8 protein-coding genes are annotated in these 9,088 nt (G+C 59.2%); 4 read left to right on the forward strand and 4 right to left on the reverse strand.

The genetic code is table 11. The annotated features are described in order from the left end of the window. Positions 1-464, reverse strand: a 464-nt coding sequence (locus Q0288_RS16300) for a response regulator (RefSeq protein ID WP_299432830.1), incomplete at its 3' end; no start/stop codon positions are given. Beyond that, a complete protein-coding gene (locus tag Q0288_RS16305; protein ID WP_299432833.1) occupies positions 461-2,116 on the reverse strand; it encodes a sensor histidine kinase in 1,656 nt (551 codons plus the stop codon). The genes Q0288_RS16300 and Q0288_RS16305, both read right to left, overlap by 4 nt. A 192-nt stretch (positions 2,117-2,308) precedes the next feature. On the opposite strand from Q0288_RS16305, the gene Q0288_RS16310 reads away from it, so the two are divergent. From Q0288_RS16310 to Q0288_RS16325, 4 genes are all read left to right on the forward strand, one after another. Then, positions 2,309-3,271: a tripartite tricarboxylate transporter substrate-binding protein gene (locus Q0288_RS16310; protein WP_299432836.1), complete on the forward strand. Its 963-nt coding sequence runs from the start codon at positions 2,309-2,311 to the stop codon at positions 3,269-3,271. Between the two features lie 269 nt (positions 3,272-3,540). Further along, positions 3,541-3,972, forward strand: coding sequence for a tripartite tricarboxylate transporter TctB family protein (locus Q0288_RS16315; protein ID WP_299432839.1), 432 nt, complete (start codon positions 3,541-3,543; stop codon positions 3,970-3,972). Positions 3,973-3,982: 10 nt separating this feature from the next. Continuing rightward, the gene (locus Q0288_RS16320) at positions 3,983-5,491 is read left to right on the forward strand and encodes a tripartite tricarboxylate transporter permease (RefSeq protein ID WP_299432842.1); all 1,509 of its coding nucleotides are present in this window, start codon (positions 3,983-3,985) and stop codon (positions 5,489-5,491) included. A 50-nt stretch (positions 5,492-5,541) separates the two neighbouring features. Beyond that, positions 5,542-5,847 carry a hypothetical protein gene (locus Q0288_RS16325; RefSeq protein ID WP_299432845.1) on the forward strand — a complete coding sequence of 102 codons (306 nt, stop codon included), beginning with the start codon at positions 5,542-5,544 and terminating at the stop codon, positions 5,845-5,847. 69 nt (positions 5,848-5,916) lie between these two features. Here Q0288_RS16325 and Q0288_RS16330 read toward each other — a convergent pair whose 3' ends face one another. Both Q0288_RS16330 and glp read right to left on the reverse strand, forming a co-directional pair. Next, on the reverse strand, positions 5,917-7,614 hold the full coding sequence (locus Q0288_RS16330) for a DEAD/DEAH box helicase (protein ID WP_299432848.1): 1,698 nt from the start codon (positions 7,612-7,614) through the stop codon (positions 5,917-5,919). A 262-nt stretch (positions 7,615-7,876) separates the two neighbouring features. Beyond that, the coding region (glp, locus tag Q0288_RS16335) for a gephyrin-like molybdotransferase Glp (protein ID WP_299432851.1) at positions 7,877-9,088 on the reverse strand (1,212 nt) is incomplete at its 5' end.

Genomic DNA, 9,088 nt, shown 5'->3' on the forward strand with positions numbered 1-9,088 from the left:
GCATCAATCCCTTTGGGCAGCCGCTCGGGGTTGTTTATCCCCAGCAAGCGATCCAGCTTCTTCTGGGTAAAACTCTCTGCCTGGGTTGCACGGCGCCGCTGGTAATAGCGCTCGAGGGCTTGCTTAAGCCTTGCTTGCTGAAAGGGCTTGATCAGAAAATCCAGCACACCATCATACAAAGCCCTTTGCACTGTATGGGCATCGTTGGCTGCGGTAATCATGATGGCTTCAAAATCCAGGTTCTGGCTTCGCAAGGCCCGGATCAAGTCCAGCCCAGTGCCATCGGGCAAGTACACATCCACCAGCAGCAGTTCGGGTTTAAGGGTCAGGGCCAGGGCCCGCCCCTGCTGCACGGTCTGGGCCTCGCCCACCACCACAAAGCCCGCCAGCGTCTCGACCATTCCCCGGTTCACCTGCGATACCCAGGGGTCGTCTTCGACCAGCAATACCTGAGTGGGGTTCATGGATGGGTGCTCGCCAACGAGGGTAGGCTCACCTGGAATACGGTCAGCCCCCCCCGGTTGAAATGCTGTAAAGTTCCGCCCAGCCCTTCAGTTTGCTGCTTGGCGAGGCTTAGTCCTAACCCCCGCCCTTCCCCTTTGCTCGAGACCCCCCGTTCAAACATCCTGTTGCGCAACGGAATGGGCACCCCTCGGCCATTGTCCCGCACCTCGATCTGTAACCCTTCGGGATCCTCGCCAATCATCACAACCACTTGCGAGGTGCTTCCTCGAGGTTGCTCCAGTACCGCCTCAAAGGCATTCTCCACCAGATTGCCCACAATCAGCTCGAGGGCCTCGGAGACCTTTTCCCAACCAGACTGCAGACTCGAGCCCGACTCCAGTTCGAGGCGAATGCCCAGCTCTCTGGCCCGCTCGTACTTGCCAATAATCAAGGCGGCCAGCCTCGGCACTTCGATCGAAGAGATCAGGTTTCGCACGGCTCCGCTCTGGGAAACCTCGCTACGAATCACTCCCAGAGCATCGGTTGGTTTGCCCAGTTGAATCAGGCCAGCGATGGTGTGCAGCCGATTCATGAATTCATGGGTTTGGGCCCGCAACAAATCGGCGTAGCGCTTGGTCTGGGTTAGCTCCTCGGCCACCTGCATGATCTCGGCCCGATCCCGAAAAGTCACCACATGTTGTCCGTTGCTCATTCGGAAGACCCCCACCAGTACCGGCAGGGTACGGATACGCAGCAGTTCGTTTTCCACATACTCCGTGCTCAGGAGCCCACTCTGGTACAGGTCAGGCCAGACCTCGCGAACTGCCAGTGGGATCGCCAGGTCGTGGGGAATTCCCAGCATCTGGGCGGCCCTGGGGTTGGCCAGTTGCACCTTCCCGTCGCGGTCCACCACCAGCACCCCTTCTTGTAGGGCGCTCAGCACACTGCGATGCTGCAACACCAGGGCCGCGATCTGCTCGGGCTCGAGGTTCCACATTTCCCGTTTAATCCTCCGACTCAGCCACACACTGCTAATCAAGGCAAACACCAGACCCAGCCCAAACCAGGGCAGCAGGGCCAAACTAACCTGTGCTGCGCTGCTCTGGGTAGTCGGTAACAGATATCCGGTCGAAACTACCCCAATCACATTCCCCGACGGGTCAAAAACCGGTACCTTGCCCCGAATGGAAGCTCCCATGCTACCGATAGCCACGTTGATGATTTCCCGACCCGCCAGCGGTTCGACATTGTCGCCTCCCACCATGGTTCGGCCCAGGCGGTCAGGTAGCGGGTGCGCCAGCCGAATCTCCTGCCGGTTGCCTACCACAATAAAATCGGCCCCCACCTGCCTGCGGATGCTATTGACCAGAGGATTAATCACTTTGGATGGATCGGGGTCGCCAAAGGCTGCGACCACACTGGGGATCTGGGCCACGGTGCGGGAGATTAAGAGGGCCCGCTCGCCATACTCCTGGCGCACCGACTGCTGCAACACATATACCTGAATGCCCGCTAGAATCACCATTAGAAAAGCAAATAGCGAGACTTGCAGCAAAAAAAGCCGCTGTTGAATACCCAGACGCCGCCCCGGCCTGGGTCTTGGAACAAAATCCACGATTGGTCTACGACTGGCGATGCTCACAGAGTCCTCGAGGGTTTTGAGTATCTTCAAGCATAGCCTAGTTTGGGCCACCCTCCAAATGAAGGTCGTGCTTCGTACCTGTGAACACAATGTACGAAAACTTGACGCTGCCGGTTGCCTCAGTAGAATCGAGACACATACCAACTCAGGCTTGTCGGTGACAAATGTACTGCTGTGTAAATACCGGCAAACCAGTGTTTGTTTGTGTTCGGGAGGGTTTCCATGAAAAAACTGGCAGTACTTGGCCTGGTCGTAAGCAGTATCGCGCTGGCTCAGTTCACCCCGCGCAACCCCGAATGTATTGCACCCGCGGGTGCTGGGGGCGGTTGGGACTTCACCTGCCGTAGCGTCTCGCAGGTGATGCAGGATCTCAAAATTGTGGTTCAGCCCATCAAAACCACCAACGTGACCGGGGCGGGCGGTGGGGTTGCCTACGCCAATGTAGTCACCCAGCGTGGCGACGATGCCAACTTAATTGTGGCAGCAAGTCCAGCTACCACAGTTCGACTGGCGCAGGGCCAGTTCAGCCGCTTTACCGAGCGGGATGTGCGCTGGTTAGGGGCGGTGGCTGCCGACTTTGGCCTGGTTGCGGTGAAGGCCGATGCGCCCTGGAAGACCATGCAAGAACTGGTGGCTGCCTGGAAGGCCGACCCCAGCAAGATTGCGGTGGGCGGTGGGAGTGCGGTGGGGGGTCAGGATCACATGAAGGTGTTGCTGCTGGGCCGGGCGGCTGGCATAGAGCCTCGCTCCGTCAAATACGTGCCCTTCGATGGGGGTGGCCAGGCCCTTACCTCCTTGCTGGGCAACTTTATACAGGTATTTGCCGGAGATGCCTCTGAGCTTCGTGCACAGGTTGAGGCCGGTACGGTGCGGGTACTGGGGATCATGTCACCGCGCCGCCTGCCGGCTCCCTTTGCCAGTGTGCCCACCCTGCGCGAACTGGGCTACAACGTGGAATGGGTAGTCTGGCGCGGCTTCTACGTGCCCAGGAACATGCCCGCTCCTGCTTTTGAGTTCTGGTCTAGAGCGCTGCGTCAGGTAGAACGCAGTCCGGAATGGACCCGGGTGCGCGAGCAAAACAGCCTGGGCCAGTTCTTCATGGCCGGAGCCGAGTTTCAGGTCTTCATAGACCGCCAGGTAGCCCAGTTCCGCAACCTCTCGCGCGAACTCGGGATTATTCGATAGTGGATGTAGTGGATGGCTTATGGCCGATAACTTGGGATTTGCGCACTCTGGGAGCCGTCATGGCGAACGAGCAGGTCTGGCGGATGCGGGAGTGAAGCAATTCAGTCCAGTGAGCAGGCTTGCGGGCCTTGTGGTGCCCTGGATGGTTTTGCTCCGCTCGCCAGAACCAGACGGGGTTTTTGACTGGCTCCAAATCTTTGTTTCTAAATGGGTGCGTAAATCCTGAGCATTAGCCTTTTGGCTATCGGCAGAAGCTACGGGCATCGCTTATGACAGACCGTATCGTAGGTATGCTGGTGTTGCTGCTGGCGGTTGGCTATGCGCTGGTGGCTAGCAGAATGCAGGTAGGTTTCTTGTCCGATCCCCTGGGCCCCCGGCCCTTTCCCTATATCATCGCGACTCTGATGAGCCTTTCGGCGCTGTGGCTGCTCTTCAAGCCCGACCCCAACCCCACCTGGCCCGAGCCGCGTTTCTGGCTGTCCTTTAGCCTGGTGCTTGCAAGCCTGGTGGCCTATGCCTATCTGATTGTTCCTTTGGGGTTCATCCTCACCACCACCCTCGAGATGACCTTGCTCTCGGTGCTGTTTGGAGCGCGCTGGTGGCAAGGGTTGGGCGGTGCTCTGGCCTTCACCCTGGCCGTCTACTTTTTGTTCACCGAGGGGCTGGGCGTGCCGCTACCAGCAGGAAGAATTTTCGGTTAGAGGAGGCCCCATGGACATCCTGCAAGCGCTCCTCAACGGCTTTGGAGTGGCCTTCCAGCCCTTCAACCTGCTGGTGGTGGTCTTGGGTTGCCTGGTTGGCACGCTCATTGGGGTACTGCCCGGCATTGGTCCCATCAGCGGGGTGGCGCTGCTGGTGCCGCTCACCTTCGCCCTCGATATGCCCCCGGGGTCGGCTCTGATTCTGCTGGCGGGAATTTATTACGGGGCCATGTATGGTGGCTCCACTACCAGCATCCTGCTCAACATCCCTGGCGAGACCTCTTCGGTGGTCACCGCCATTGATGGCAACAAGCTGGCCAAACAGGGGCAGGCTGGCCCGGCCCTGGCGATGGCGGCCTGGGGTTCGTTTATTGCTGGCACCCTTTCGGTGGTGGGCCTCATGACTTTGGGGCCTTTGTTGGCTCAGTGGGCCATTCGATTTGGGCCCGCCGAATACTTTGCCCTGATGGTCTTTGGCTTTTCGACCCTCTCGGCCCTGGCGGGCAAAAACATGTTCAAGGCTCTGATCGCCACGGGTTTTGGCCTGATGCTTTCTACGGTGGGGCAAGACCCGCAGTCGGGAATTTCGCGCTACACCTTCGGACTGCTGGAACTCGAGGACGGCATGGACTTTCTGGTGGTGGCCATCGGACTCTTTGCGGTGAGTGAAGTGCTGACGATCCTGGAGGAAAAAACCCCGGGAGCCTTGCGAGCCCAGGTGGGGCGCATCTTCCTGTCTTTCAAGGATTTCATGGGTTCGCTGATGACCATTCTGCGAAGCAGCGTGCTGGGCTTTCTGATTGGGGTCTTGCCGGGAGCCGGAGCCTCCATTGCCAGTTTCGTCTCCTATACCACCGAGAAACGCTTGCTGGGAGCCCGGGGCCGTTTTGGCGAGGGCGATTTGCGCGGGGTAGCAGCCCCCGAGTCGGCCAACAACGCCGCCGCAGGCGGGGCCATGATTCCCCTCCTCACCCTGGGCCTGCCCGGTAGTGGCACCACCGCCATCATGCTGGGTGCGCTGGTAAGCCTGGGAGTGACGCCTGGCCCCCAGATGTTTCAACAACATCCCGATGTGGTGTGGGGCCTGATTGCCTCAATGTACGTGGGAAATGCGGTGCTGCTGCTGCTGAACCTGCCCCTGGTGGGTTTGTTTGTGCGGCTGCTGGCGGTGCCGGCCTGGTTTTTGATACCGGCGGTGCTGGCTATCAGCTTCATAGGAGTCTACGCGGTCAACAACAACCCCTTCGACCTGCTTTTGATGACGGTGTTTGGCCTGCTGGGCTACCTGATGCGCAAACTCGACTTTCCTCTGGCGCCGGTTCTTCTGGGGCTGGTGCTGGGCTACCTGATGGAGATCAACCTGCGCCGGGCCATGACCATCAGCGATGGCAATCTGGGCTATCTCTTTAGCAGCCCCATTGCCGTAGTGCTGTGGGTACTGGCAGTGGTTTCACTGTTCTCTCCGATGCTGATTGCACGGTTTCGCAAACAGGGCTTGGGTGGAAACGATGAGCTATAAAGTGTAAGCAGGTTTACTACACCTACCTGCGAACCGGCTACCCTCAAGGTATGAGACTGCTCGGATGGTCGCTCATAATTCTGGCGGTTCTGCTGATCACGGGTCTGCTGGGGCCGATTCTGGGGGTTGTAATCGCTGTGGTAGCACTCCCCTTACTGGCGGTGCTGGGTGTGGTGCTTTTCCCGCTGCTGCTGGTGCTCCTGATTCTGGGTGGAATCCTGGCAGTACTGGGTAGTGCGCTGGGGGTAGCGGTGGGTCTGGCAGGCTTTTTTGTGCAGTGGGTACTGCCGGCTCTGCTGCTGGTGACGGGGATATGGCTGCTAGTCAGAATGAGCCGCCCCCGTCTGGCAGCCTGAAGCGGGCGATTTCTAGAGAGTCAAGCAAAAGCCCCCTCTCGAGCGAGGGGGCTCTAAATTTCGTGTGGGTTATCGGTACACGATACGCTTGCGTTCACCTTCGCGGCGGTCTTCGGTCTGACCTTCTGAACGGCGTTCAGCCTGGCTACGGCGCTGCCCCTGACCTTCACGGCTGCCATACGAACGATCCTGGCGTTTGCCCTGGCCTCGTCCAAAGCCCTGCCCCTGACGATCCTGACGTTGGGGCAGCCTGGACTCGGCTGGCAGTTCGGTGGCACGAATCAAGCGCAAATCGCGCAGCATCGAATGATCGAGCTTGCTCACATCTTCTGGTCGGATATCCACGTAACCGGCCACATCGCCATCCAGGCGAATCCGGCCAATCTCGCCCGCACCGGCTCCTTTCATTACCGCAACCACCCGGTTCACGCTGATACGCGATCCCGAGAGCTTGAGCGTAACCCAGTTTTCCTCGCCAGTAATCAGGCTCTTGGGTGTGGGAGCACCACCCAGGATCAGGGCCAGCATCCCGGCCACTGCGTCCACGCCCCCTTCGGCAATTAGGCGCTCGGCCTGTTCGCGCCAGAGCCTCTTGTCGGCCTCGGGCTGTTTGGAAATGCGGCGGGCCAGCACGGCCCACTTGGCTTCCATCACTTCTTCCGGTGTAGGGCCGTTGATCCGCTTGAAATGGCGCTTGACTTCACGTTCCAGTGTTTCTAACTCGCGCTTCTCGCGTGGGCCATACAGAATCACCACCTTGCCCGAGCGTCCAGCCCGCCCGGTACGGCCCGAGCGATGCAGATAGGACTCGTTTTGATCCGGGAGGCGGTAGTGCACCACCAGATCCACCTCGGGAATGTCCAGGCCCCTGGCCGCCACATCGGTAGCCACCAGGATGGTCACATTGCCGCTGCGGAATCGCTCCATCACCCGCTCACGGTCAATCTGACCCATGTCGCCGTGGATGGGGGCCGCGCTATGGGCCCGGCTTTCCAGACCCAGCGCCAGATCGTTACATTCGGCCTTGGTGCTGGTGAAGACGATGGTGCGTTCGGGGGCGTAGGCAAACAGCAGGTCGGAGAGCATCGAAAGTCGGTTGTGAACGGGGGCCTGGATGGCTACCTCTTCGTAGGAGATGGCTTCATCCTTGATGACGTTGATCAGGATGGAACCCTTCTGGAAGCGCTCCGAAAGGCGACGTGCCCAGGCAGGCAGGGTGGCCGAGAACAGCAGGGTCTGGCGGCTGGAAGGGGTGGCTTCCAGCAACTGTTCGACCGCTTCTTCAAAGCCCATCGAGAGCATCTCGTCGGCCTCGTCAAGCACAGCAATCGCAATCTGGGAGAGGTTGAGGATGCGCTGTTCCATGTAGTCAATGGCCCGGCCTGGGGTGGCTACCACCACATCGGTGCCGCGTTTGAGCGCCTCGGCCTGCTTGCCGTATCCAGTACCCCCGTAGATGGGGGTGATGGTCAGGTGCGGGGCCAGCCACTCCAGCTCTCTGGCTACCTGAAGAGCCAGTTCGCGGGTGGGGGTGAGGATGAGGGCCCTGGGCGCACGCCCACGTTCGCGGTTCGCATCCAGTTTGTTGCCGATGGGAACGCCAAAAGCCAGGGTTTTACCAGTGCCTGTGCGGGCCTGACCCAGCAAATCTTTGCCTTCCAGCGCGAGCGGGATGGCAGCGGCCTGGATGGGGGTGGCGGTGCTGAAACCTTTGGCCTGGATTGCGCTAGCAACCTCAGGCCGCAATGTAAATGCGGAAAACTCCATAGCTACAAAGTCCTTTTGGGTGTGGGCTGAATACCACATTGGCGCATAGCGCTTGGGCGAATCCAACCTTGTAGGGCTCGAGCCGCTCATCCCAGAAAGAACTGAATGTCCAAACTGTACCGGGGGTAAGGATGTACGGCTTTGTTGAACCATGCGCCTGACCGCACCCTGCGGCCTCGAGTAGACGCAACCCTTGCAGTCTGGGGGATGAGGAGGGTTTTGTCAAGGGTAAAAGGCAGAGAAAGAGTCCCCACATGAGGCGCTAGATCAGGCCCGGCAACGGGATGACATTCACCACCTCGCCAGACCTGGCCGAAAGACCCTCCTCGAGTACGACCAGTGCATTGCCCACCGCCATTGAATTCAACACCGCGCTGGACTGGTTCCCGGTGCTTGCAACATGATAATGGTCATTTTTCCAGCTCATCACAGCACGACGGTACGCCCGACGGGTGGGATTGGCGTCAAAAGCGGTGTCGGCAATAGCCTTGATTTGGTTATATGGGGCATCATTGCGCTCGAGCACTTTGAAGAGAAAAGGCCGTCCAAATAGTAAAAACGTGACCATTGCCGAGACTGGATTGCCGGGCAAGCCCATCAGGGGAAGCTCGTTCCAGGTGGCAAATAGCAAGGGGCCGCCGGGCTGCATTCTGATCTTCCAGAAGTGGATTTCGCCCTCCTGCTCCAGTAGTTGGCGCACGATGTCGTATTCGCCCATCGAGACACCCCCCGTGGTGATGAGCAGGTCAAGTTTTCCGGCTTGACGCAGCTGGGCGCGCAAACCCTCGATGTTGTCTGAAACCCTTGGCAGAATAATGGGTTCACCGCCCGCTTCGCCTACCAGCCCCGCTACCGAATAACTGTTGGAGTTGTAGACCCCGCCATAAGGCAGGGGCAGTCCTGGCTCGACCACCTCGTCTCCGGTAGACAAAATCCCTACCCTGGGCCGTCGGATTACTGGCAGGATCGGGTAGCCCATCGCAGCAGCCAGCCCCACCCGCCCAGGCGTGAGCAGATCTCCTTTGTGTAAATATGTCTGTCCCAACACCAGATCGTCGCCTTTGCGGCGAATATCGGCGGCTGAAGCAGGCTTCATTAGCCAGACAAAATCGCCCTCGCGCAAGGTATCCTCCACCCGAATGACCGCATTGGCCCCTTTGGGAATTGGAGTCCCGGTGAAGACCTGCACAGCTTCGCTGGAACCAATACTTCCACTAAAAGGCTTGCCTGCCGGGGATTGCCCGACCACTTTGAGCTTTACTGGGTTGCCCACGGTTGCGCCCTGGGCATCGGCTTCGCGGCAAGCATAGCCATCCACTGCAGTATCGTCGGTATAGGGGTGGTTGACTTTGGAACTCAGGTTAGCGCCTAAAATGCCGCCATGGGCGACAGACAGGGGTAGCTGTTCAATGCTCTGCAGCGGCTTCGCCTCCTGCAATACGATATCCAGTGCGGCTTCAAGGGGCCGAACCTG

It is taken from the genome of uncultured Meiothermus sp. (genome assembly GCF_937863175.1).
Classification (GTDB): domain Bacteria; phylum Deinococcota; class Deinococci; order Deinococcales; family Thermaceae; genus Meiothermus.

Bases quoted from the DNA above. Each gene is read 5' to 3' on its own strand.
- Q0288_RS16310 (WP_299432836.1), top strand. From the start codon at position 2,309: ATGAAAAAACTGGCAGTACTTGGCCTGGTCGTAAGCAGTATCGCGCTG.
- Q0288_RS16315 (WP_299432839.1), top strand. From the start codon at position 3,541: ATGACAGACCGTATCGTAGGTATGCTGGTGTTGCTGCTGGCGGTTGGC.
- Q0288_RS16320 (WP_299432842.1), top strand. From the start codon at position 3,983: ATGGACATCCTGCAAGCGCTCCTCAACGGCTTTGGAGTGGCCTTCCAG.
- Q0288_RS16325 (WP_299432845.1), top strand. From the start codon at position 5,542: ATGAGACTGCTCGGATGGTCGCTCATAATTCTGGCGGTTCTGCTGATC.
- Q0288_RS16330 (WP_299432848.1), bottom strand. From the start codon at position 7,614: ATGGAGTTTTCCGCATTTACATTGCGGCCTGAGGTTGCTAGCGCAATC.